Origin of the sequence: Pseudomonas sp. TCU-HL1 (genome assembly GCF_001708505.1) — a bacterium.
GTDB lineage: Bacteria > Pseudomonadota > Gammaproteobacteria > Pseudomonadales > Pseudomonadaceae > Metapseudomonas.
On the sequence record NZ_CP015992.1, the window covers coordinates 2,433,113 to 2,456,619 of the forward strand.

Below are 23,507 nucleotides of genomic sequence, written 5' to 3' on the forward strand. Positions count from 1 at the left end.
CATGCAACTTCAGGACATCGGCCTCATCCTGGCCTTCTTCGTGCTGGTGCTGGCACCGGCGCCCTTCCTCGGACGCTTCTACTACCGGGTGATGGAAGGACAACGCACCTTCCTGTCTCCAGTATTCGCGCCCGTGGAGCGTTTCTGCTACCGCATTGCCGGCGTCGACGCCGAGCGCGAACAGGACTGGAAGGGCTATTGCGCGGCCCTGCTGACCTTCAACCTCGCCGGGCTGGTGCTGCTCTTCGCCATCCTCATGCTGCAAGGCGCGTTGCCGCTGAACCCGCAGAAGCTGCCTGGCCTGGAATGGAGCCTGGCGTTCAATACCGCCGTCAGCTTCGTCACCAACACCAACTGGCAGGCCTATAGCGGCGAAGCCACGCTGAGCTACCTCAGCCAGATGGTCGGCCTCGGCGTGCAGAACTTCGTCAGCGCCGCCGTCGGCCTTTGCGTGCTGGTAGCCCTCGCGCGCGGCATCAGCCGCCGCAGCACCGACCGCCTGGGCAACTTCTGGGTCGACCTGACCCGTGGAACCCTCTACGGCCTGCTGCCGCTGTGCCTGGTGCTGGCGCTGTTGCTGGTCTGGCAGGGCGTTCCGCAGACCTTCTTCGATTACGCCCATGCCGTGACCCTGCAGGGCGCGGACCAGAGCATCCCCCTCGGCCCGGCCGCCAGCCAGATCGCCATCAAGCAACTGGGCACCAACGGCGGCGGCTTCTTCGGCGTCAACTCGGCGCACCCGTTCGAGAACCCCACCGCCTGGAGCAACCTGCTGGAGATGGCGTCCATTATCCTGATTCCGGCGGCCCTTGTGTTTACCTTCGGCCACTACGTCAAGGACCTGCGCCAGAGCCGCGCGTTGCTGGCCTGCATGCTGGTGCTGTTCGTCATCGGCCTGGGCGTGGCGCTGTACAGCGAACACCAGCCGAATCCGGCCCTGGCCGCGCTGCCCATTGAGCAGACCGGCTCTCTGGAAGGCAAGGAAAGCCGCTTCGGCATCGCCGCTTCGGCGCTCTGGGCGGTGACCACCACGGCCGCGTCCAACGGCTCGGTCAACGCCATGCATGACAGCTTCAGCGCCCTGGGCGGGATGATCCCGATGTTCAACATGATGCTTGGCGAGATCGTCTTCGGCGGCGTCGGCGCGGGACTCTACGGGATGCTGCTGTTCGTGCTGATCGCCGTGTTCCTTGCCGGCCTGATGATCGGCCGCACCCCGGAATACCTCGGCAAGAAGTTGGAAGCCCGCGAAGTGCGCCTGCTGGTGGCGACGCTGCTGGTGATGCCGGTGGGTGTGCTGGTGTTCTGCGGTCTGGCCATCAGCCTCGACGGGCCGGCAGCCTCCATCACCAATCCAGGCGCCCACGGCTTCAGCCAGGCCCTATATGCCTACACCTCGGGTACCGCCAACAACGGTTCCGCATTTGCCGGCTTCGGCGCGAACGCGCCGTTCCATAACGTGGTGATCGGCCTGGCGATGATCCTCGGACGCTTCGGCTACATCCTCCCGGTACTGGCCATCGCCGGCAGCCTGGCGATGAAGAAGCGCGCACCCGTGGGCGCCAACAGCTTCCCCACCCATGGTCCGCTGTTCGTCACCCTGCTGACCCTGACCATCCTGCTGGTGGGCGGCCTGACTTTCCTTCCGGCACTGGCCCTCGGGCCGATCGCTGAACACCTTGCGCTGATCCAGGGCTTCTAAGGGAGAACCAACATGAATGCCCCCATGCAGGCGCTCAAAAGCAGCGCCAAGCAGCAACCCAAGACCTCCTTCGCTGCGCTGTGGAAGCCGGCGCTGCGCCAGGCCTTCGTCAAACTCGACCCGCGCCAGCTGGTACGCTCGCCGGTCATCCTGGTGGTGGAACTGACGGCGGTGCTGACTACCGTACTCTGCTTCATCCCCAGCCCGGCGGTGAGCGCCGGCCTGGCCGTGCAGATCGCCCTTTGGCTGTGGTTCACCGTGCTCTTTGCCAACTTCGCCGAAGCCCTGGCGGAAGGCCGTGGCAAGGCCCGCGCCGATAGTCTGCGCGCCGGCAGCCAGGGCCTGACTGCGCGCCGCCGCAAGGCCAATGGCCAGTTCGAGGCGATCCCCGCGGCCACGCTGCGCCGTGGCGATGTGGTGCGCGTCGAAGCCGGGGAGCTGATTCCCGGCGATGGTGAGGTGATCGAGGGAATAGCCGCGGTCAACGAAGCGGCTATCACCGGCGAATCGGCTCCGGTGATCCGCGAGTCCGGTGGCGACCGTTCCGCCGTCACCGGCAACACCCGCATCGTCTCCGACTGGTTGCTGGTGAAGATCACCGCCAATCCGGGCGAGTCCACCCTGGACCGGATGATCGCCCTGGTGGAGGGCGCCAAGCGCCAGAAAACCCCTAACGAAGTGGCGCTGGACATCCTGCTGATCGGCCTGACCCTGATCTTCCTGCTGGTGGTGGCCACCCTGCAGCCGTTCGCCCGATTCGCCGGTGGCGACCTGCCGCTGGTCTATCTGGTGGCGCTGCTGGTGACCCTGATCCCCACCACCATCGGCGGTCTGCTGTCGGCCATCGGCATTGCCGGCATGGACCGCCTGGTGCGCCTGAACGTGATCGCCAAGTCCGGCCGCGCGGTGGAAGCCGCCGGCGACGTGCATGTGCTGCTGCTGGACAAGACCGGCACCATCACCTTCGGCAACCGCCGTTGCAGCGCGATGATCAAGGCCCCTGGCGTCGCCGGCAAGGAACTCTCCGACGCCGCGTTGCTGGCTTCCCTGGCGGACGAAACGCCGGAAGGCAAATCCATCGTCGAATACCTGCGCGCACTGCACTCCATGCAGGAGCCAGCCCGCGACGAAATCACTGTCATCCCGTTCACCGCCGAAACCCGGCTCTCCGGCGCCGACTGGGCCGGCCGTAGCTACCGCAAGGGGGCGGTGGACGCGGTGCTCGACTGGGTCAACATCACCCGTGCAGAGGTTCCCGCGCCGCTGGCTCGCGAGATCGAGAAGATCGCCCAGAGTGGTGGCACGCCGCTGCTGGTGGCGGCGGACAGCAAGTTGCTGGGCGCCATCCACCTCAAGGACGTGGTCAAGCCTGGCATCCGCGACCGCTTCGCCGAACTCCGTCAGATGGGCATCCGCACCGTGATGGTGACCGGCGACAACCCGCTGACCGCCGCTGCCATCGCCGCCGAGGCGGGGGTGGACGACGTGATCGCCGAAGCCACGCCGGAGAAGAAGCTGGCGCGCATTCGCCAGGAGCAGGGCGAGGGCAAGATGGTCGCCATGTGCGGTGACGGCGCCAACGACGCCCCGGCGCTGGCCCAGGCTGACGTCGGCCTGGCCATGAACGACGGCACCCAGGCCGCCCGCGAGGCCGCCAACCTGGTGGATCTGGACTCCGACCCGACCAAGCTGCTGGACGTGGTGCAGGTGGGCAAGGAACTGCTGGTCACCCGTGGCGCCCTCACCACCTTCTCGGTCGCCAACGACGTGGCCAAGTACTTCGCCATCCTCCCCGCGCTGTTCGCCGGCATCTACCCGCAGTTGGGTGTGCTCAACATCATGCAGCTGGCCAGTCCGCAGAGCGCGATCCTCTCGGCCATCGTGTTCAACGCGCTGATCATCATCGGTCTGATCCCCCTGGCGCTACGCGGGGTGCGGGTGCAGGCCAGCGACGCGGCCAGCCTGCTGCGGCGCAACCTGCTCATCTATGGGCTGGGCGGCATCGTTGCGCCGTTCTTCGGCATCAAGGTAATCGATGTCCTGCTCAATGCCGTTGGCCTGGTTTGAACTCCGGCTTTCATCCCCCTCTCCCTCTGGGAGAGGGCTGGGGTGAGGGAAGCTCGCCCCGGCCAAACTTAGATTTCCTGTGAGGAACTGAATATGCTTAGTCAACTCCGTCCAGCCCTGAGCCTTCTGGCCCTGATGACCCTGATCACCGGCGTCGCCTATCCCCTGACCGTCACAGGCATTGCCCAGGTGGTGTTCCCCGAGCAAGCCAACGGCAGCCTGGTGTATGACGCCAAGGGTGAGGTGCGCGGTAGCGCGCTGCTGGCGCAGAACTTCGACGGTCCCCAATGGTTCCAGTCGCGCCCTTCGGCGGCGGGTTACACCACCGTCGCCAGCGGTGCCAGCAACCTGGCCCCGAGCAACCCGGCGCTGGCCGAACGCATCAACAAGGACGCCTCACGCCTGGCCAGCGAAGGCCACGGCAAGGTGCCCATGGCGCTGGTGACCACCTCCGGCAGCGGTCTCGACCCGCACCTGCCGCCGGGTGCCGCTCGCTTCCAGATCCCGCGCATCGCCGCTGAACGCGGCCTGCCGGCCAAAACCCTGGAGCGCCTGGTGGAACAGCACATCGAACGGCCCCTGGTCGGCCCTGCGGTGGTCAATGTGCTGGCCCTCAATACCGCGTTGAACGAGATGACTCGATGAGTGATGCCCTGCGCGCCGATGCGCTGCTGGCCGATACCGCTCGTGATGGGCGTGGCCGGTTGAAAGTGTTTCTCGGCGCTGCACCTGGCGTGGGCAAGACCTACGCCATGCTCCAGGCCGCCCAGGCGCAGTTGCGCCAGGGCGTCGACCTGCGCGCCGGCGTGGTGGAAACCCACGGCCGTGCGGAAACCGAAGCCATGCTCGCCGGGCTGCCGCAGCAACCACTGCGGCGATTCGAGTACCGAGGCATGCAACTTGCCGAGATGGATCTCGACGGTATCCTCGCCCACCCACCGCGTCTGGTGCTGGTGGACGAACTGGCGCACACCAACGCCCCCGGCAGCCGCCACGCCAAGCGTTGGCAAGACGTGCAGGAACTGCTCGACGCCGGCATCGACGTCTACACCACCGTCAACGTCCAGCACCTCGAAGCCCTCAATGACCAGGTGCATGACATCACCGGCGTACAGGTCCGCGAGACGCTGCCGGACTGGGTGCTGCAGGAGGCGGACGAAATCCTCCTGGTGGACCTGCCGCCGCGCGAATTGCTGGAGCGCCTGCGCGAGGGCAAGGTCTACGTGCCAGAGCAGGCCCGCGCGGCGATCGACGCCTTTTTCTCCCAGACCAACCTCACCGCGCTGCGCGAGCTGGCCATGCAGACGGCCGCCGCGCGAGTGGATGCCGACCTCAACCGGCGTTACCGTCAGCGCGGCCTTGAAGCCCCTCCGGTACGCGGCCGGCTGCTGGTGGGCATTGACGGCGACCATCAGGCCGAGCGCCTGGTGCGCCACGCCAGCCGCGTCGCCGAACGGCGCCACCTGCCCTGGTCGGTGGTGCATGTGGACACCGGAGGCGCGCGCTCGGAAGAGGTGCGCGTGCGTTTGCAAGGCGCCCAGCAATTGGCCGAACGGCTGGGCGGGGAAGTGGTGACGCTGCGCGCCGAGTCCGTGGCCAAGGCCCTGGTGCAGCACGCCGATGAGCGTCGCGCCAGCCTGTTGTTGGTGGGCCGCAGCCGCCAGCGCTTGCGTCGTCGCCTGCTGGGGCGTGGCCTGGCGGAGCGCCTGCTGTACCTCGCCGAGGGGCTGGAAGTCAGCGTGCTGGACACCGAGGTGGACCGCCACCCACCCAGCCCGCGCGCAAGCCATTCCACGCGCATTCTGGACCATGGCCTCGCCGTGCTGGCCGCCATCGCCGCCAGCGCATTGGCCTGGGCGGTGTCGCATATGCTGGAGCTGCCCAACATCTCGCTGGTGTTTCTCGCCGCCGTGCTGCTGGTGGCCGTGCGCAGCAGCCTGGGGCCGGCGCTGGCATGTGCGGTGCTGTCGTTCCTCGCCTACGACTTCCTGTTCATCCCGCCCATTTTTTCCTTCACCATCGCTCGCCAGGAAGACGTACTGACGCTGCTGTTCTTCCTGCTGATGGCCGGGCTGACCGGCAACCTGGCCTCGCGCCAGCGTCGCCAGCTCGATGCCCTGCGCGATAACCAGTCGGAAACCACTGCACTGCTCGAGCTTTCGCGCAAGCTCACCGCTGCCACCGACCGCCAGGCCGTGCTGTACGTTGCCGTGCAACAGTTCAGCGCCTGGACGGACGTGGAAATCTGCCTGCTGTCCCGGGGCCGCGACGGCGTCTGGAAAGTGGAGGCGGGCGTCCAGCGCCTGCTGGCCGACCAGGAGCGCGCCGCGGCGGATTGGTCCTGGCAGCACGACCAGCCGGCGGGCCTGGGCACTGACACGCTGCCGGGCGGTCGCTGGTGGTGGTTGCCGTTGTCGGGAGAGGAGGGAACGCTGGCGCTGCTGGGCGTGAGCCCTCGTGATGGAGCCCCGCTGCCCGTCGGCCGGCGTCGCTTGATCGCCGCCCTCGGCCAACCCCTGGCCCAGGCCCTGGCCCGCGCCCAGCTGGCCGAAGAGCTGGAAGCCGCCCGCCTGCATGGGGAGACCGAACAACTGCGCAGCGCCTTGCTGGCCTCGGTTTCCCATGACCTGCGCACTCCACTCACCGCCATGCGCGGCTCCATCGACAGCCTGCTGGCCCTGGGCGAAGCCATCCCCATGGCGGACCGCCGCGAATTGCTGGAAGGGACCCGCGACGAGGCCGAGCGCCTGGACCGCTACATCCAGAACCTGCTGGACATGACCCGCCTCGGCCATGGCGGCCTCAAGCTGGCGCGCGACTGGGTGGCGCCCGTGGATATCGTCGCCAGCGCGCTGCAGCGCCTGCGTCCGGTACTGGCTTCGCTGCAGGTGGAAACCGGGGTGCCGGAACACCTGCCGCTGCTCTACGTGCATGCCGCTCTCATCGAGCAGGCGCTGGTCAACGTGCTGGAGAACGCCGCACGCTTCTCGCCCAGCCAGGGGCGCCTGCGGGTCGCGGTAGAGGCCGACGACGCCGAACTGCGCTTCTCCGTCAGCGACCAGGGGCCGGGCATTCCGCCAGACGAGCGCGACAGGATCTTCGACATGTTCTATACCGCTGCCCGTGGCGACCGGGGCGGGCAGGGGACGGGCCTGGGCCTGGCCATCTGCCAGGGCATGGTCGGCGCCCACGGCGGCCGTGTGAGCGTCGGCGATGGCCTCGATGGTCGCGGCGCCACCCTGACCCTGCACCTGCCGATGCATCCGCAGCCGCAGTTGGAGGACGAATGACCCTCGTTCGCTCCCACAGAAAAGCAGTCCGCATTGGCAATGGAAACGACGAAACACGCATGACAACCAACCAACCGACCATCCTGGTCATCGACGACGAAGCGCAGATCCGCAAGTTCCTGCGCATCAGCCTGGCTGCCCAGGGTTACCGCGTGCTGGAAGGCGCCAATGGCCGCGAGGGGCTGGCTCAGGCTGCGCTGGCCAAACCCGACATGGTGGTGCTCGACCTCGGCCTGCCGGACATGGACGGCCAGGACGTGTTGCGTGAACTGCGCGAATGGTCTCAGGTGCCGGTGCTGGTGCTCTCGGTGCGCGCCAGCGAAGGCGAGAAGGTGCTGGCGCTGGACCGGGGCGCCAATGACTACGTGACCAAGCCCTTCGGCATCCAGGAATTTCTAGCCCGCGTGCGCGTGCTGCTGCGCCAGGGCGGCCCTGGCGAACAGCCGCAGGCCAGCGTGGCCAGCGGCCCGTTGCGACTGGACTTCGCCTATCGCCGGGTGACCCTGGAAGGCGAGGAAGTGGCGCTGACCCGCAAGGAGTACGCCGTGCTGGCCCAGCTCGCGCGTCACCTTGGCCGGGTGGTCACCCAGCAGCAGTTGCTCAAGGACATCTGGGGCCCGACCCATGTGGAAGACACCCATTACCTGCGCGTGGTCGTGGGGCACCTGCGGCAGAAGCTGGGCGATGACCCGGCCGCCCCGCGTTTCATCATTACCGAAGCGGGTGTCGGCTATCGATTGAAAGAGGCCTGAAAGGCTCGTGGTGCTGTGTCGTCCTGCTCACGGCGCGCGTCCAGTGCTGCATGAGCGCGCAGATGCTCCCCCGATGGAAGGACCAGCATGCAGCAGTTGTTGAACGAAATCCTCGACGAAGTCCGTCCCCTGATCGGCCAGGGCAAGGTCGCCAGCTATATCCCTGCGCTGGCCGGTGTCACGGCCCATCAACTGGGCATCGCCGTCTACAGCAACGACGGCGAGATGTATTACGCCGGTGATGGCCTGACGCCGTTCTCGATCCAGAGCATTTCCAAGGTCTTCAGCCTGGTGCAGGCCATCCAGCATTCCGGCGAGGCCATCTGGGAGCGACTGGGCCATGAACCTTCTGGCCAGCCGTTCAATTCCCTGGTGCAGCTGGAGTTCGAACGCGGCGTGCCGCGCAACCCCTTCATCAACGCCGGCGCCCTGGTGATCTGCGACATCAATGAATCGCGCTTCGCCGCGCCGTCATTGTCCATGCGCGATTTCGTCCGGCGCCTGTCGGGCAACCGCGTCGTGGTCTCCGACGAGGTGGTGGCGCGCTCCGAATACCAGCACCGCGCGCGCAATGCCGCCATGGCCTACCTGATGCAGTCCTTCGGCAACTTCCACAACGACGTGGAAGCCGTGCTGCACAGCTACTTCCACCATTGCGCGATCCGCATGAGCTGCGCCGACCTGGCCCTGGCCTTCAGCTTCCTCGCCAACAACGGTGTCAGCCCCCACAACGGTGAGCAGATCCTCACCCCGCGGCAGGCCAAACAGGTCAACGCCATCATGGCCACCAGCGGCCTCTACGACGAAGCCGGCAACTTCGCCTATCGGGTCGGCCTGCCGGGCAAGAGCGGGGTCGGTGGCGGTATCGTCGCCGTCGTGCCGGGGCGTTTCAGCGTCTGCGTCTGGTCACCAGAACTCAACAAGGCCGGTAACTCCCTGGCCGGCATGGCGGCGCTGGAGAAGTTGTCCGAGCGGATTGGGTGGTCGATTTTCTGAAGGTTGAGGCGGGCTCAACCTGTGGGAGCGAATTCATTCGCGAAAAAATCACGGGATGGTCCTGCATGGCCTGGGAGCACGGGCAGCTTTGCTGCCCATAGCGAATGAATTCGCCCCTACAGAAAAGAAGATCGAGCTTCCCAATCAGTTGCCTTGCTCGTACCGCTCCAGCGTCTCCCGGGCGATCTGCCGGCCCAGTTGGATCAGCTCAGGTGCCTTGTAGAACTCGAAGAAGCGGCACACCCGCTTGGGTACGTTGATCAGGATGTCCGGCGGGTAGCCGGCGATCTTGTACTGCGCCAGCGAGGTCTGCATCACCTCGAAACTCTGGTTCACCAGGTCCAGCAGGGAGGCGGGGCCGACGCTGGCGATCACTTGCGAGCCGCTGGCGGACCTGGGGGCCCCTCCGGATTTGGGCGCGGCCGCGGGCTGCTGCATTTGCGGCGCGACGTCTTCCAGCCAGGGATTTCCGCCGGGCAGGCTCTCCGGATCGAGCAGGCCGTGCGCTTCATCGGACCCGCGCTTCAAGAAGGGCAGGCGCGAGCCGAGGGAGGTCATCAACAGGTCGATGCGGCCCTTGATCGCCGGGGGGCGCTCGATCACCGGCAACTGGTAATCACGCTGAGTGGTGGCGTTGAGGTTGACGGCGATGATCAGGTCGCAATGGCTGGAGACCACCGGAATGATTGGCAACGGGTTGAGTAGGCCGCCGTCCACCAGCATGCGGCTGCCCTGGACCACCGGAGTGAACAGGCTGGGAATGGCTGCCGAGGCGCGCATGGCTTGGTGCAGGCAGCCTTCCTGGAACCAGATTTCCTGCTGGTTGGTGAGGTCCGTGGCCACCGCCGTGTAGGGAATGGACAGCTCCTCGATGTTGATCTCGCCGACAATGTCGCGAATACGCCCGAAGACCTTTTCTCCACGAATCGCACCGAGGCGAAAGCTCACGTCGAGCAGCCGCAGCACGTCGAGGTAGTCCAGGCTTTCCGTCCATTCGCGATAGTGGTGCAGCTTGCCGGCGGCGTAGATGCCGCCCACCACGGCGCCCATGGAGCAGCCGGCGATACAGGCGATCTCGTAGCCGCGCGCTTCTATTTCTTCGATCACGCCGATGTGCGCATAGCCGCGCGCACCTCCCGAACCCAGCACCAGTGCTACGCGTTTGCTCATGCGCAATTCCCCCGACAACAGTACTCCGACGATACGCCGCTGGCAGGGCCATCGCCACCTGCCGATCAGTCCACGGAGTTGAATCTTCCGGGTACCTAACCGCCTATCGACACACTAGACTTTGTCGATCTTCCCCATTGGAGTTTTATCCATGAAAGCTTGGATCAGCGTACCTTTGATCGCCTTGCTGCTCGTCGGTTGCGCCGGCAAGACGGCCTACCGCGGCAGCTGTGCATCGGAACTCGATGCGGCCTGGAAGGAACTGGACCTGGCCAAGGCCGAGGGGTTTTCCGGCACTGTGAGTTACTCCAAGGCCCTGAGCCTGCTTACCGCCGCCAAGACCCAGCAGCAGTTCGAGGCCTTTGAAGGCTGCACCAACAAAGCCGAAAAGGCCCGCTTCTATATCCGAGAGTCACGCGCTGGCCGCTGACCCTCCAGCCGGTACTGACGAGGCGTGATGCCCTTCCAGCGCTTGAAGGCATGGATGAAGTTCGACACCTCGCCATAGCCTAGGCGCTCGGCGATTTCCTCGAGGCGCAAGGCGGTTGAGCTCAGCAGCTCTTCCGCCAGTGCCCCCAGCACTTCCTCCTGCAATTGTCGGAAGCTGGTGCCTTCGGCCGCCAGCTTGCGGCGCAGGGTGCGTGACGTCATATACAGCGCCTGCGCCAGGCGTTCCATATCCGGCAGCTGTCCAGGGCGGGCCAGCAGCAGATCGCGGATGCGCCCTGCAAAGCCGACGCGCATCCGGCGGCGGGCCAGGATGGTCTTGCACTGCTCCTCGCAATGTTGCGCCACCTGCGGGTTGGCGCCGGGCAGGGGGAGGTCGAGCAGGGAGCGGGGGAAGATGATGCAGTTGGCGCTGGCGCCGAAGTGTGGCGTTACCCCCAGCAATTCGCGCCAGGGTTTGACATCGGTGGGCTCCGGGATTCGGAAGCTGGCTCGGTGCACTGGCAACCCGGTATTGGCCAGGTCGCGGTACACGCTGAGCGCGCCGGACACATCCCGCTCCAGCAGAAAGGCGCACAGATCCTCGGGCAGGTCCTGTTCCTCGAGGATCAGGCAGGCATCGTTGTCCTGTTCCTCCAGGCGCATGCTGTGGAAGGAATACGTCAGATCCAGGTAGCGCAGGCCGAGTTGCACCGCACTGCGGTAGGTCGCACTGCTGAGCAGTGCGAAGCCCCAGATGCCGTAGGTGTTGAGGCGATAGCGACGCCCGGCCTGCAGGCCCATGCCGGGGTGCTGGCCCAGGTGCCGGGCGAGGTTGCGTAAAAGCTCCAGTTCCTGGCCGGTATCCACTTCCGCACCCGGATCGCCGAGCAGGCGCCAGTCCAGCCCGGTACCGGCCAGGCACTGTTCCAGCGTGAGGCCCTGGTCGAGGCCGAACTGGGTCATCAATTGCACGCTGATGGCGCTACGCCGGGACGAAGGGGGGAGGGGCATCGATGGCCTCTGCTGGATTGTCCGAAAGTCACAATTTACTGTCCGACTATGCCATAACGCGCCGGTATCCGCCGATCTAGCATTCTTCCATCCGCGCTGGCTGCCCTGCCGGCGCGGCACTATCAATGGGAGAAAACAATGAACAACAGTTCCCAGCCCGGCGCGGCGTTGCACGTGCTGATTATCGGCGCCGGGTTTGGCGGCCTGGGCCTGGCCATCCAGTTGCAGAAGGCCGGCTTCCGCGACTTCCTGATCCTGGAGAAGGGCCGCGAGGTCGGAGGAACCTGGCGTGACAACAGCTACCCCGGGGCAGCCTGCGATGTGCCTTCGCACCTCTATTCCTTTTCCTTCGAACCCAAGACCGACTGGTCGCGCAAGTTCGCTCCGCAGGCGGAAATCTTCGCCTACCAGCAGCATTGCACCGACAAGTACGGCCTGCGCCGGCACATCCGCTTCGAATGCGAGGTGGAAGGCGCCGAGTTCGATGAGGCCAGCGGCACCTGGCTGGTGCAGACCTGCAACGGCGAACGCTATCGTGCCCGGGCTCTGGTCAGTGCCTGCGGCCAGTTGAATCGGCCGGCCTGGCCACGCATTGCCGGGCTGGAAGGCTTCAAGGGCGAGCTGTTCCATTCCGCCCGCTGGAATCATGACTACCCGCTGGAAGGTAAGAGGGTGGCGGTGATCGGTACTGGCGCCAGCGCCATACAGTTCATTCCGCAGATTGTTCCCAAGGTGGCGCGCCTGTCATTGTTCCAGCGCTCGGCGGCCTATGTGATTCCCAAGCCGGACCGCATCTACAAGGCCTGGGAGCTGGCGCTGATGCGACACCTGCCCTGGCTGCAGAAGTTCGACCGGGTGCTCAAGTACCTCCAGCACGAATCCCGGGTACTGGCGTTCTCGGTGTTTCCGCCGCTGATGAAACTGATGCAGTTCCGCTTCCGTCAGCATCTGGCGCGTGGCATTGCCGACCCGGAACTGCGCCAGCGGTTGATTCCGGATTACCCGCTGGGCTGCAAGCGCATCCTGATCTCCAATGATTTCTACCCGGCCCTGGCACGGCCGAACGTCGACGTGATCGACCAGGGCATTCGCGAAGTGACGGAGGATGCCGTGGTAAGCAGCTACGGCCAGCGCCATGAGGTGGACGCGATCATCCTGGGAACCGGCTTCACCGCTACGGACTTCCTCGCGCCGATGAGCATTCGCGGGCTGGGTGGGCGCGACCTGAACGAGGCGTGGCGCGAGGGCGCCGAGGCCTATCTCGGAGTCAGCGTCAGCGGCTTCCCGAACCTGTTCATCCTCTACGGCCCCAACACCAACCTGGGTCACAACTCCATCATCTACATGCTGGAAAGTCAGTTCCCCTACGTACTCGACGGCATCCGTGCGCTGGGCGGTCTACGCTACCTCGACCTCAAGCCCGACGTGCAACGCCATTTCAACCAGCGCCTGCAACAGGACGTGCGGCATACTGTCTGGGAGCAGGGCTGCAACAGCTGGTACAAGACCGCTGACGGCCGCAATACCAATAACTGGCCGGGTTTCACCTTCAGCTACCGCCAACAGACCCGTCGCCTGGAGTTGGATCTCTATGAATGCACCCGTTGAATTCACCGCCCCCGAGCCTGGCCAGCCGTTGCTGCGCGCGACCTTGCGCGGTGCCCTGCGCCTGCTGTTCCGTGGCTTGATGCGGCCGCCGCTGCCCGTGCAGATACAGCGGCTGGTGCTGCGCCTGCTCACCGCCAGCACCCTGGCGCCACGGGGGGTACTGCGCGAAGCTGGGCAATTGGGCAGCCGGCCCTGTGAGTGGCACCGGCCCCAGGGTGGCAGCCATGTCGCGCTGCTCTACCTGCATGGCGGTGCGTTCATCACCGGCTCGCCCGCGACCCATCGGGCCATCACCGCTACCCTCGCCAGGCGTGCCGGGGTCGCAGTGTGCGCCCTGGATTACCGCCTGGCGCCGGAACACCCGTTTCCAGCCGCCCGGGAAGACGCCGTGGCGGCCTACCGCGAGTTGCTGGAAGCCGGCTATCCGGCGTCGCGCATCGTTATCGGTGGCGACTCGGCCGGTGGCAACCTGACCCTGCTCACGGCATTGGAAATTCGTCGCCAGGGCCTGCCCCGGCCGGCGGGGCTGATCTGCTTTTCGCCGGTCACCGACCTCAGCGGCACGGCCCAGCACAGTCCGCCAGCGGGTGATCCACTGATCCATCCGGCCTGGGTGGAGCAGGCGATGGACCTCTATTGCCCGCCCGGACTGGATCGCCGTGATCCGGCCCTGTCGCCACTGTTCGCCGATCTCTCCGGGCTGCCGCCGATGCTGGTGCAGGTGGCCGAAGACGAAGTACTGCGCGACGACAGCCTGCGATTGGCCGAGCGGGTGCGGGCGGCGGGCGGCTGGGTGCGGCTGGAGCGTTATCCGGGACTCTGGCATGTATTCCAGGCCCATACCGGCGTACTGCGTACCGCCGACCAGGCGCTGGCCAGTGCCGCCGACTTCATCTGCAAGCATGTGGAGGAGGAGGAGGCCTGAGATGGACAACATCCTGATTACCGGCGCCGCCTCCGGTATCGGCGCGGCGACGGCCCGCCTGTTTCATGAACGCGGCTGGCAGGTTGGGCTGATCGACCGCGACGCCGATGCGCTGGCCACCCAGGCGGCGGCACTGGGTGGCGTCTGGCACCAGATGCTGGACGTGACCGACCTGGCCGCCGTGGAGGCCGCCCTGGCGGACTTCTGCGGACGCCACGACGGCCAGTTGCGCCTGCTGTTCAATTGCGCGGGTGTATTGCGTTTCGGGCACTTCGAGGAGATCGACATGGCCGAACACGCGCGCATCCTCAACATCAACGTGCTGGGGCTGGTGCAAGTGACCCACGCGGCCTTTCCCTATCTGAAGGCAACCCGTAGCGCCCAGGTGATCAGCATGGGCTCGGCCTCTGGCGTGTACGGCACGCCGCACATGGCCAGTTACTCGGCTTCCAAGTTCGCGGTGCGCGGTTTCACCGAAGCGCTGGAACTCGAGTGGCGCCGCCATGGCATCCGGGTCGGCGACCTGGTGCCGCCTTTCGTGCGCACGCCCATGGTCAGCAGCCAGCGTTTCGAGCCTCCGGTGCTGCGTCGCCTGGGGGTGAACCTGAGGGCCGAGGACATCGCCCTGGCCGCCTGGCAGCAGGCCCAGGGCGCGACGGTGCATCGGCCGGTGAGCTGGCTGTTCCGCTTGATGTACGGCGCGGGGCAGGTTTCGCCGGCCTGGGTGAATCGGGGGGTCATGAAGCTGTTGAGCGGGGCCTGAGCGGGCGGATTGACCTGGCTGCCGGGTGGGACGCGCCGCCCCGGCAGTTGGACATTGGGTGGATGCGCTGAGCGAAAGGCCAATTTGTTGGCGTATCAGGCGTTAACACCGCTTGTCGCCACTTTTGTGACAATTTGTCCAGCTTTCCGGCAGACCCGCTGCGGTGGCGCTACCCTGCAAAATGAAAGCTGCAGGAATCACTCGACGAGTGAATCAGCGGCCGGGTCCGCTCGGGGCCCGGTCAGGGCTTGGCGCTGTGTCTGCAGGGTCGGCCCGGAGCGGCACTGCATGGTGTCGCGAAGCCAACTCCACCGGCTTCTCGGAATAAGCGGAACAAGTGGAACACTCATCCATCGCTAAGAGGAGGTCGTTTCATGAGCACAGCCTTCCACGATGATGTCAGCACCAGTCTTTTGCGCCGCATGAAAGAGGGCGGATTCGACTTCGCCCGTGTTCATCCGATCGAGTTCTACGCCATTTTCCCCGACGAGGACCGGGCGCGAACGGCAGCGAAGAATTTTCGTGGTGAGTCCTTGAATGCCCAGGTGTCGGTCCGCGCCGATGGCGCCTGGCATTTGCAGGTAAGCAAGGTGATGTACGCCACCCACGCGGGAATCGGCGATTTCGAGCACGACCTGGAGGCCTTGGTGGTCCCGCTCGGTGGTGTGCTCGATGGCTGGGGCGTGACCCAGGAAGTCGCCGCCAAGCAGCCTTGAGGCAATCCCGGTTCGCGGCGGTCGACCTGCTGCGAACCGGGCATTCCGGACAATGTTCCTGCTGGTTTTTCCTCCCCCTCTGGCCTGCGTATTCCCCGCAAAACATAGACTTCCTTTACTCGACCTCGGCATGGCCTTTGCCTCAGACTGCGCCAACGGAGGGGACCCCATGACCGATATCCTGATTCTCACCCACGCGGATTTTTGCTCGCCCGGCCATCTGGCGACCGTCCTGGACCGAGAGCAGCGCGACTTCACCGTGCTGCGTGCGGACCAGGGCGAACTGGAAGGCTATGACCTGGACCGACCCAAGGCCGTGGCCATCATGGGTGGGCCCATGAGCGTCAACGATCCATTGCCCTGGATTAGGGCGGAAATCGATGCATTGCGGCACTTCATCGCGCGTGACGTCCCCATGATCGGCCATTGTCTGGGTGGCCAGCTCCTGGCCCGCGCGCTGGGGGCTTCGGTGCACCGCATGCCCTATTCCGAAATTGGTTGGCAGCCGTTGGAAAAGCGCACCCTGGCCACCGGCAACCCCTGGCTGACGCATTTACCGCGAGAGTTCACCATCTACCAGTGGCACAGCGACACCTTCGACTTGCCCGACGGCGCCCAGTGGCTGATGGACAGCCCCTGGTGCCCCAACCAGGGTTTTTCCTGGGGCGATAAGGTCTTGGCCCTGCAGGGCCATCCGGAAATGACCGTGGACCTGGTGCGTAATTGGCTCACCGATTGGGCGCATCTCTTGGATGAAACCCAGCCGAGCCAGCAGGCCAGGTCACGCATGCTCGAAGACCTGCCGAGCAAGGTGTCGGCGCTGAACCAGGTAGCGGAAGGGTTCTATCAACGCTGGTTGGGGCTGGCGTTCGGTTAAGGCGCCATTCTTGCTTTTGTGGGAGCGAATTCATTTGAACTTGGGAAACCACGTCCTTAGGACGTGGTCATGAGTCACCGGCTCTGCCTGTGACGAATCGAGTCAGCGAACCAGCAGGATGCTGCTGGTCCCGTAGGGTGCGCCGCGCGCACCGGGAGACAGACTCGGAGTCGCCACCATCGCCGCGGTGCGCATGGTGCACCCTACTGCTGGGCACGGTGGCGGAGATCAGCCGAGTGCTGCGTGTGAGGATGGCCCCCTTATAGGGGGCAAACACAAGTCCACGTTCTACGAACGTGGATGTTTACTCGCGATCCGGGCCGCAGGCTCGAGTCTGATCGGGGCAGCTTCGCTGCCTTTCGCGAATGAATTCGCTCCCACAGGTTGCTCTTGCAGTTGATCAGTGCCGAATCATCACATGCCGCACCACGGTGTAATCCTCCAGCCCGTACATGGACAGGTCCTTGCCGTAGCCGGATTGCTTGAAGCCGCCGTGGGGCATTTCGTTGGTGAGCATGAAGTGGGTGTTGATCCAGGTGCAGCCGTACTGCAGGCGCGAGGCCACGGCGGCGGCGCGGCCCACGTCGCGGGTCCAGAGCGATGACGCCAGGCCGTAGTCGGAATCGTTGGCCCAGCGCACCGCCTCGTCCACGTTGCTGAAAGGTGTGACCGTCACCACCGGCCCGAACACTTCCCGCTGCACGATCTCGTCATCCTGTTTCGCGTGGGCGACCACCGTGGGCTCGTAGAAGAAGCCGCTGCCGGCCACCGGTTTGCCGCCGGTGGCGATCTGGATGTGGGATTGCCCACGGGCGCGGTCGACGAACCCGGCCACCCGTTCGCGCTGGCTCTGGGTAATCAGCGGGCCGAGTTCGGTGGCCGGGTCGTTCTGCAGGCCGGTTTTCAGGCTGGATACGGCGCTGGCCAGGTCGGCCACGAAGTTGTCGTAGATCTTCTTGCCGGCGTAGATGCGGCAGGCCGCGGTGCAGTCCTGGCCGGCGTTGTAGAAGCCGAAGGTGCGGATGCCCGCCACCACATCGGCGAGGTCCGCGTCGTCGAACACGATCACCGGGGCCTTGCCGCCCAGCTCCATGTGGGTGCGCTTCACGCTGTCGGCAGCACTCTTGATGATGGCCTTGCCGGTGCCCACCGAGCCGGTCAGCGACACCATGCGTACCAGCGGGTGCGACACCAGAGGGCTGCCCACGGTAGGCCCGCGACCGAGGACGATGTTGACCACGCCCGGTGGCAGCAGTTCGGTGATGAGTTCGGCCAGGCGCAGGGCGGTGAGCGGGGTCTGCTCCGAGGGCTTGAGCACCACCGTATTGCCGGCCGCCAGTGCCGGCCCCAGCTTCCAGGCGGCCATCATCAGCGGGTAGTTCCAGGGCGCGATGGAGGCGATCACCCCCACGGGGTCGCGGCGGATCATGGAGGTGAAGCCGGGCAGGTATTCACCCGCCGCCGATCCGGTCAGGCAGCGACTGGCGCCGGCGAAGAAGCGGAACACGTCGGCAATGGCCGGCAGTTCGTCGTTCAGTGCGGCGGCGTAGGGCTTGCCGCAGTTGTCCGACTCCAGCTTCGCCAGCTCTTCGGCGTGACCTTCGATCCTGTCCGCCAGCTTCAGCAGCAGGGTGGCGCGGTCGCGGGGCGAGGTTCGAGCCCAGCCTTCGAAGGCGGCATCGGCGGCGCGCACGGCGGCATCCACTTGGCCCTCGCTGGCTTCGGCGACTTTCACCAGTACCGCCCCCGTGGCGGGGTTCAGCACATCCAGGGCCTGGCCTTCGCCGGCGGTGAACTGGCCGTTGATCAGGAGTTTGGTTTGCATGGTGGAATCCTCGCAGTCGTCCCCTCTCCCTGCAGGGAGAGGGCTAGGGAGAGGGTTGCGGAGTCGCCTACAGCCGCATGGTCTGGATCAACCTCGTCACCCTCTCCCCCGGCCCCTCTCCCTGAAGAGGAGAGGGGAGAAGTGCGTGGCCGGGCTTCACTTCCCACCCCCCGCCACCGTCTCGGTCCCTCGTGTCAGGTAATAGGCACCGAGGATGGGCAGCATGGTGGCGAGCATCACCAGCAGGGCGACCACATTGGTCACCGGGACGTCGCGAGGGCGGCTGAGCTGGCTGAGCAGCCAGAGCGGCAGCGTCTGTTCGTGGCCGGCGGTGAAGGTGGTGACGATGATCTCGTCGAAGGACAGCGCGAAGGCCAGCATGCCGCCGGCCAGCAGGGCGGTGGCGATGTTTGGCAGGATGATGTAGCGGAAGGTCTGCCAGCCATCGGCGCCCAGGTCCATCGAGGCTTCGATGAGGCTGTGGGAAGTGCGGCGGAAGCGCGCGATCACGTTGTTGTAGACGATCACTACGCAGAAGGTGGCGTGGCCGACGACGATGGTGAAGATGCCCGGTTCGATGCCGAGGGTCTTGAACGCCGAGAGCAGGGCGATGCCGGTGATGATGCCCGGCAGGGCGATGGGCAGGATCAGCATCAGGGTGATGCTTTCCTTGCCGAAGAAATCGCGGCGATAGAGCGCGGCCGCTGCCAGGGTACCGAGCACCATGGCCAGGGCGGTGGCGAGGCAGGCGACCTTCACCGACAGGACGATGGCCTGCAGGACATCCTCGCGGCTGCCCACCACGGCAAACCATTCCAGGGTGAAGCCCTGCAGCGGGAAGCTGTAGGACGACTCCTCGGTGTTGAAGGCGTAAAGCAGGATCACCAGGATCGGGAAATGCAGGAACACCAGCCCGCCCCAGGCGGCCAGGCGCAGGCCCCAGGAGGCTTTCTCCCCCTGCTTTTCAGAATCAGAGTGCATCGAAGGCCCCCAGCCGCTTGGCGATGGACAGGTAGATGGCGATCAGCACGATGGGCACCAGGGTGAAGGCTGCCGCCAGCGGGATATTGCCCACCGAGCCTTGCTGCACGTAGACCATGGTGCCGATGAACAGCCCGCTGGGCCCCACCAGTTGCGGAATGATGAAGTCGCCCAGGGTCAGGCTGAAGGTGAAGATGGAACCGGCCACGACGCCGGGGAAAGCCAGCGGCAGGATCACCTGGGCGAAGGTTTGCCGGGGCCTGGCGCCGAGGTCCGCCGAGGCCTGCAACAGCGAGGGTGGCAGGCGCTCCAGGGAGGCCTGGATCGGCAGGATCATGAACGGCAGCCAGATGTAGGTGAATACCAGAAAGCGCCCCAGGTGCGAGGTGGACAGGGTGTTGCCGCCCACGCCGGGGACCGTGAGCAGGCTGCCCAGCAGCGTTTCCAGGTGCAGTTGCTGGATCATCCAGTAGAAGATGCCGCCCTTGGCCAGGATCACCGTCCAGGCGTAGGCCTTGACGATGTAGCTGGCCCACATGGGCATCATCACGGCGATGTAGAAAAAGGCTTTCTCTCTTGGCGAGGCGAAGCGCGCCATGTAGTAGGCGATGGGGAAGGCCAGCACCGCGCTGGCCAGGCTTACGGCGATGGCCATGGTCAGAGTGCGCAGGATGATGTCGTAGTTGGCCGGGTTGAACAGGGCGGCGTAGTTGGCCAGGGTCAGGTCCGGCGTCACCGCCATGGTGAAGTCGTCGAAGGTGTAGAAGCTCTGCCAGAGCAGGGCGAACAAGGAGCCTACGTAGACCACGCCGAACCAGATCAGCGGTGGCGTCAGCAGCAGCAGCAGGTAGAGGGTCGAGCGGCGGTAGAGCAGGTTGGAGAGCCCGCGTAGCGGTCCGCTCTGATGGCTGGCGATGACGGTGCTCATGGCCTACTCGCTGAGCGCGACCATCGCGCTGCGGGCCCAACAGGCCTGCACCTGCTGGCCGGGTTGTGGGCGTGCGCTGTCTGTCTCTTCGCCGTTGGGCAGGCTGACCGCCAGGCGCCCACCGCCCTCCAGGTTGAGTTCGTAGCGGCTGATGGCGCCGAGGTACTGCACGTCATGCACCGTGCCGCTGACCTGCAGTTCGCCATTGCTTGCACTGCCGAAGCGCACATGTTCCGGTCGCAGCGAGAAGGCACCGGCGTTTCCGGTGAGGCGCTGGGCCAGATCACCATGGAGTACGTTGGCGGTGCCGACGAACTCGGCAACGAAGCGGGTGCGCGGCTGGCGGTAGAGATTCTGCGGGCTGTCGACCTGCTCAATGCGGCCTTTATTGAACACCGCCACCCGGTCGGACATGGACAGCGCCTCGCCCTGGTCGTGGGTGACGAAGATGAAGGTGATACCGAGCTGACGTTGCAGTTTCTTCAGCTCGACCTGCATCTGCTCGCGCAGCTTGAGGTCCAGCGCGCCGAGGGGTTCGTCCAGCAACAGCACGCGGGGGCGGTTGATCAGGGCACGGGCCAGGGCCACACGCTGGCGCTGGCCGCCGGAGAGCTGTGCCGGTTTGCGCTCGCCATAGCCGGGCAGGGCGACCATGCCCAGCGCGTCCTCGGCGCGAGCCAGGCGTTCGGCGCGGGCCACACCCTTCACCTTGAGGCCATAGGCGACGTTGTCGCGCACGTTCATGTGCGGGAACAGCGCGTAGTCCTGGAACACGGTGTTCACGTCGCGCTCGTAGGGCGGCAGGCCGGCGGCCTCTCCACCGTGGATGCGGATGGAGCCGGAGCTGGGCTGTTCGAAGCCGGCGATCAGGCGCAGGCAGGTGGTCTTGCCCGAGCCTGAGGGACCGAGCATGGAGAAGAACTCGCCGTCGTGGATTTCGATGGACACCCGGTCGACCGCCTTCACATCGCCGTAATGGCGGCAGACATCAGTGAACTGGACGGCTGTAGTCATGCTCGGGCTCCGGAGTGGCGACTCCCTCTCCCTCCGGGAGAGGGTTGGGGGTAGGGGACACCGAGCTGACTCGAACTACCCTCACCCCCGGCCCCTCTCCCAGAGGGAGAGGGGTGACTTTCGGGGAGAGTTCGGCGCGAATTACCTTCCACCCATGATCGCGATATAGTCCTGCGTCCACCGGCTATAGGGCACGAACTTCCCACCCTGGGCTTCCGGAGTTTTCCAGAAGGCAATCTTGTCGAACTGGTCGTAGCCGTTGGTGGCGCAACCGCTGGCGCCGAGGAGTTCGCTGCTGGTGCAGCCCTTGGCGACCACCGGCAGGGAGCCGAACCAGGCGGCCAGGTCGCCCTGGACCTTGGGCTGCAGGGACCAGTCCATCCATTTGTAGGCACAGTTCGGGTGCTTGGCGTCCACGTGCAACATGGTGGTGTCGGCCCATCCGGTGACGCCTTCTTTCGGGAACACGGTTTCCACCGGCTGCTTCTCGGCTTTCAAGGTGTTGGCCATGTAGCCCCAGGTGCTGGAGGCGGCCACGCCTTCGTTCTTGAAGTCGCTCATCTGCACCGTCGCGTCGTGCCAGTAGCGGTGCACGAGGCTGTGCTGTTTGCGCAGCAGGTCGAGTACCGCGGCGTATTGCGCTTCGGTCAGCTGGTAAGGGTCCTGGATGCCCAGTTCCGGCTTGGCGGATTTCAGGTAGAGGGCGGCGTCGGCGATGTAGATCGGGCCGTCGTAGGCCTGCACGCGGCCCTTGTTGGCCTTGCCGTCGGCCAGTTGCTGGGGCTCGAAGACCACGGCCCAGCTGTCCGGCGCTTGCTTGAACAGCTTGGTGTTGTACATCAGCAGGTTCGGCCCCCATTGGTAGGGCGTGCCGTAGTGCACGCCGTTGACGGTGTGCCAGGGCGCGTCCTGGAGGCGTTCGTCGAGGGTCTTCCAGTTGGGGACCAGGGCCGGGTTGATCGGTTGTACACGCTTGCCGAAGATCAGGCGCAGGGAGGCGTCGCCGGAGGCGGTGACCAGGTCATAGCCGCCCTTGGCCATCAGGCTGACCATCTCGTCGGAGGTGGCGGCGGTTTTCACATTGACCTTGCAGCCAGTGTCTTTCTCGAACGGGGTGACCCAGTCGTAGTTCTTGTCCGACTCGCCGCGCTCGATATAGCCGGGCCAGGCGATGATGTCGAGCTGACCTTCGCCGTTACCGACCTGCTTCAGCGGGTCGGCGGCCTGGGCGGAGGCGATGAGGCAGGCGCAACTGACGGCGAACGAAAGGAAAAGGGGTTTGAACGAAGGCATTGTCGACTCCTGTTGTACATGACGTGCGGAGCCTGTTCGGCGGAACTGCATGCCGTTGGCGGTGCGAGGAAGGTACGCCGAAAAATGCGGCCGCTGCTCGCATTGAGCAGCGTAGTTCGGGGCTTTGGGGCTGACAAGGAAGGGGGCTGGTGGCGCTTTGCTGTCGCTTTTCCTGTGGGGGCGAATTCATTCGCCAAGGGTCGCGCAGCGGCCCCTGAAGGTTCCGTTGGCAGCCCTCCGGCCTGCTTGGCGAATGAATTCGCCCCTACAAGATTTCGCGAAGGCCAAACCACTCAGTAATGCAGCGTCGCTTCCCCCTTGTGCCAGTTGCAGGGGCACAGCTCTTCGGTCAGCAAGGCGTCGAGCAGGCGCAGGGTTTCCTGGGGATTGCGGCCTACCAGCAGATCGTTGACCGAGACATGGCGGATGACGTTGTCCGAGTCGATGATGAAGGTCGCGCGCAGGGCCACGCCTTCGCGGCGATCCATGATACCCAGGGCGTTGGCCAGTTCGTGCCTGGCGTCGGCCAGCCAGGGGAAACTGAGGCCTTTCAGGTCCTTGTGGTCGCGGCGCCAGGCGAGGTGGACGAATTCGCTGTCGGTGGAGGCGCCGATCAACTGCGTGTCGCGGTCGTTGAACTGCTCCAGCAGGTCTCCGAAGGCCCTGATCTCGGTCGGGCAGACGAAGGTGAAGTCCTTGGGCCAGAAGAACAGAACCTTCCACTGGCCAAGGTAGCTGTCCTGGTTGACTCGCTTGAAGGCGCTTTCCGGGCTGGGCGCGTGTTCCGAGTCGTGGTCCACCGCGAGCAGGTCGAACGCCGGCAATTTGTCTCCGATGGTGAGCATGGCAGGTTTGCTCCAAGGCAGGATGGAGGCACTGGGATGAGGCAAGTATGGAAGGCTCCCGGGAGCTTGGAAAATAGGGTCGGGCCATGTCGTCCATAGAGGGCGCGTCATGACCATAGGTCGGCGGGTTATAGGGCAAATTCCAAATCGCAACATATGCATAGAACAATCGGACCCTAGGGGTCACACAAGGCCAGACTAGACTGTCCGTTCCAGGGATGGCGGTTCCTCCGCAGACAAGCAGGAGGAACACCTCGCCGTCGCAATCCGTCCAACCCTGTACCGCCGCCAAATAGGGCGGCGTGCGCAGTTCCG

The 23,507-nt window shown here is 65.4% G+C and carries 20 protein-coding genes; 12 read left to right on the forward strand and 8 right to left on the reverse strand.

The annotated features are described in order from the left end of the window. Position 1: 1 nt before the first annotated feature. From kdpA to glsB, 6 genes are all read left to right on the forward strand, one after another. Positions 2 to 1,702 (forward strand): potassium-transporting ATPase subunit KdpA, encoded by a 1,701-nt coding sequence (gene kdpA, locus THL1_RS11220; RefSeq protein WP_069083340.1) that lies wholly within the window; start codon positions 2 to 4, stop codon positions 1,700 to 1,702. A gap of 12 nt (positions 1,703 to 1,714) precedes the next feature. Next, on the forward strand, positions 1,715 to 3,769 hold the full coding sequence (gene kdpB / locus THL1_RS11225; RefSeq protein ID WP_069083341.1) for a potassium-transporting ATPase subunit KdpB: 2,055 nt from the start codon (positions 1,715 to 1,717) through the stop codon (positions 3,767 to 3,769). A gap of 93 nt (positions 3,770 to 3,862) precedes the next feature. Further along, a complete protein-coding gene (gene kdpC, locus THL1_RS11230; RefSeq protein WP_069083342.1) occupies positions 3,863 to 4,414 on the forward strand; it encodes a potassium-transporting ATPase subunit KdpC in 552 nt (183 codons plus the stop codon). Continuing rightward, complete coding sequence (locus THL1_RS11235) at positions 4,411 to 7,059, forward strand: sensor histidine kinase (RefSeq protein WP_069083343.1); 2,649 nt, start codon at positions 4,411 to 4,413, stop codon at positions 7,057 to 7,059. Before kdpC ends, THL1_RS11235 begins: the two co-directional genes overlap by 4 nt. Before the next feature lie 59 nt (positions 7,060 to 7,118). After that, the gene (locus tag THL1_RS11240) at positions 7,119 to 7,811 is read left to right on the forward strand and encodes a response regulator (RefSeq protein ID WP_069083344.1); all 693 of its coding nucleotides are present in this window, start codon (positions 7,119 to 7,121) and stop codon (positions 7,809 to 7,811) included. An 87-nt stretch (positions 7,812 to 7,898) separates the two neighbouring features. Continuing rightward, entirely contained in the window at positions 7,899 to 8,807 is a 909-nt protein-coding gene (glsB, locus tag THL1_RS11245; RefSeq protein WP_069083345.1) for a glutaminase B, read from the forward strand. Positions 8,808 to 8,951: 144 nt separating this feature from the next. Here the strand turns inward: glsB and THL1_RS11250 are convergent, their stop codons facing one another. Beyond that, complete coding sequence (locus tag THL1_RS11250) at positions 8,952 to 9,977, reverse strand: patatin-like phospholipase family protein (RefSeq protein WP_069083346.1); 1,026 nt, start codon at positions 9,975 to 9,977, stop codon at positions 8,952 to 8,954. Positions 9,978 to 10,128: 151 nt separating this feature from the next. Between THL1_RS11250 and THL1_RS11255 the strand changes: the two genes are divergently transcribed. Continuing rightward, on the forward strand, positions 10,129 to 10,407 hold the full coding sequence (locus THL1_RS11255) for a hypothetical protein (RefSeq protein WP_069083347.1): 279 nt from the start codon (positions 10,129 to 10,131) through the stop codon (positions 10,405 to 10,407). Here THL1_RS11255 and THL1_RS11260 read toward each other — a convergent pair. Further along, positions 10,377 to 11,417 (reverse strand): AraC family transcriptional regulator, encoded by a 1,041-nt coding sequence (locus THL1_RS11260; protein WP_069083348.1) that lies wholly within the window; start codon positions 11,415 to 11,417, stop codon positions 10,377 to 10,379. The genes THL1_RS11255 and THL1_RS11260 overlap by 31 nt on opposite strands. A 138-nt stretch (positions 11,418 to 11,555) precedes the next feature. Here THL1_RS11260 and THL1_RS11265 point away from each other — a divergent pair, with 138 nt between their 5' ends. The 5 genes from THL1_RS11265 to THL1_RS11285 all read left to right on the forward strand — a co-directional run bounded on the left by THL1_RS11265 (position 11,556) and on the right by THL1_RS11285 (position 16,306). Further along, positions 11,556 to 13,025: a flavin-containing monooxygenase gene (locus tag THL1_RS11265; protein WP_069083349.1), complete on the forward strand. Its 1,470-nt coding sequence runs from the start codon at positions 11,556 to 11,558 to the stop codon at positions 13,023 to 13,025. Beyond that, a complete protein-coding gene (locus THL1_RS11270; protein ID WP_069083350.1) occupies positions 13,009 to 13,950 on the forward strand; it encodes an alpha/beta hydrolase in 942 nt (313 codons plus the stop codon). Before THL1_RS11265 ends, THL1_RS11270 begins: the two co-directional genes overlap by 17 nt. A 1-nt stretch (position 13,951) precedes the next feature. After that, positions 13,952 to 14,713, forward strand: a complete 762-nt coding sequence (locus THL1_RS11275; protein WP_069083351.1) for an SDR family oxidoreductase — start codon at positions 13,952 to 13,954, stop codon at positions 14,711 to 14,713. Positions 14,714 to 15,087: 374 nt separating this feature from the next. Further along, a complete protein-coding gene (locus tag THL1_RS11280; RefSeq protein WP_069083352.1) occupies positions 15,088 to 15,429 on the forward strand; it encodes a ribonuclease E inhibitor RraB in 342 nt (113 codons plus the stop codon). Positions 15,430 to 15,598: 169 nt separating this feature from the next. Next, positions 15,599 to 16,306: a type 1 glutamine amidotransferase gene (locus tag THL1_RS11285; protein ID WP_069083353.1), complete on the forward strand. Its 708-nt coding sequence runs from the start codon at positions 15,599 to 15,601 to the stop codon at positions 16,304 to 16,306. 400 nt (positions 16,307 to 16,706) lie between these two features. On the opposite strand, the gene THL1_RS11290 is transcribed toward THL1_RS11285, so the two are convergent. The 6 genes from THL1_RS11290 to THL1_RS11315 all read right to left on the reverse strand — a co-directional run bounded on the left by THL1_RS11290 (position 16,707) and on the right by THL1_RS11315 (position 23,192). Next, positions 16,707 to 18,131: a gamma-aminobutyraldehyde dehydrogenase gene (locus THL1_RS11290; RefSeq protein ID WP_069083354.1), complete on the reverse strand. Its 1,425-nt coding sequence runs from the start codon at positions 18,129 to 18,131 to the stop codon at positions 16,707 to 16,709. Positions 18,132 to 18,287: 156 nt separating this feature from the next. Beyond that, entirely contained in the window at positions 18,288 to 19,112 is an 825-nt protein-coding gene (locus tag THL1_RS11295; RefSeq protein WP_069083355.1) for an ABC transporter permease, read from the reverse strand. After that, a complete protein-coding gene (locus THL1_RS11300; protein WP_069083356.1) occupies positions 19,102 to 20,040 on the reverse strand; it encodes an ABC transporter permease in 939 nt (312 codons plus the stop codon). Before THL1_RS11300 ends, THL1_RS11295 begins: the two co-directional genes overlap by 11 nt. A gap of 3 nt (positions 20,041 to 20,043) precedes the next feature. Then, on the reverse strand, positions 20,044 to 21,054 hold the full coding sequence (locus tag THL1_RS11305) for an ABC transporter ATP-binding protein (RefSeq protein ID WP_069083357.1): 1,011 nt from the start codon (positions 21,052 to 21,054) through the stop codon (positions 20,044 to 20,046). 141 nt (positions 21,055 to 21,195) lie between these two features. Beyond that, complete coding sequence (gene ydcS, locus THL1_RS11310) at positions 21,196 to 22,347, reverse strand: putative ABC transporter substrate-binding protein YdcS (protein ID WP_069083358.1); 1,152 nt, start codon at positions 22,345 to 22,347, stop codon at positions 21,196 to 21,198. A 293-nt stretch (positions 22,348 to 22,640) separates the two neighbouring features. Beyond that, positions 22,641 to 23,192, reverse strand: coding sequence for a peroxiredoxin (locus THL1_RS11315; protein WP_069083359.1), 552 nt, complete (start codon positions 23,190 to 23,192; stop codon positions 22,641 to 22,643). Between the last annotated feature and the right edge of the window lie 315 nt (positions 23,193 to 23,507).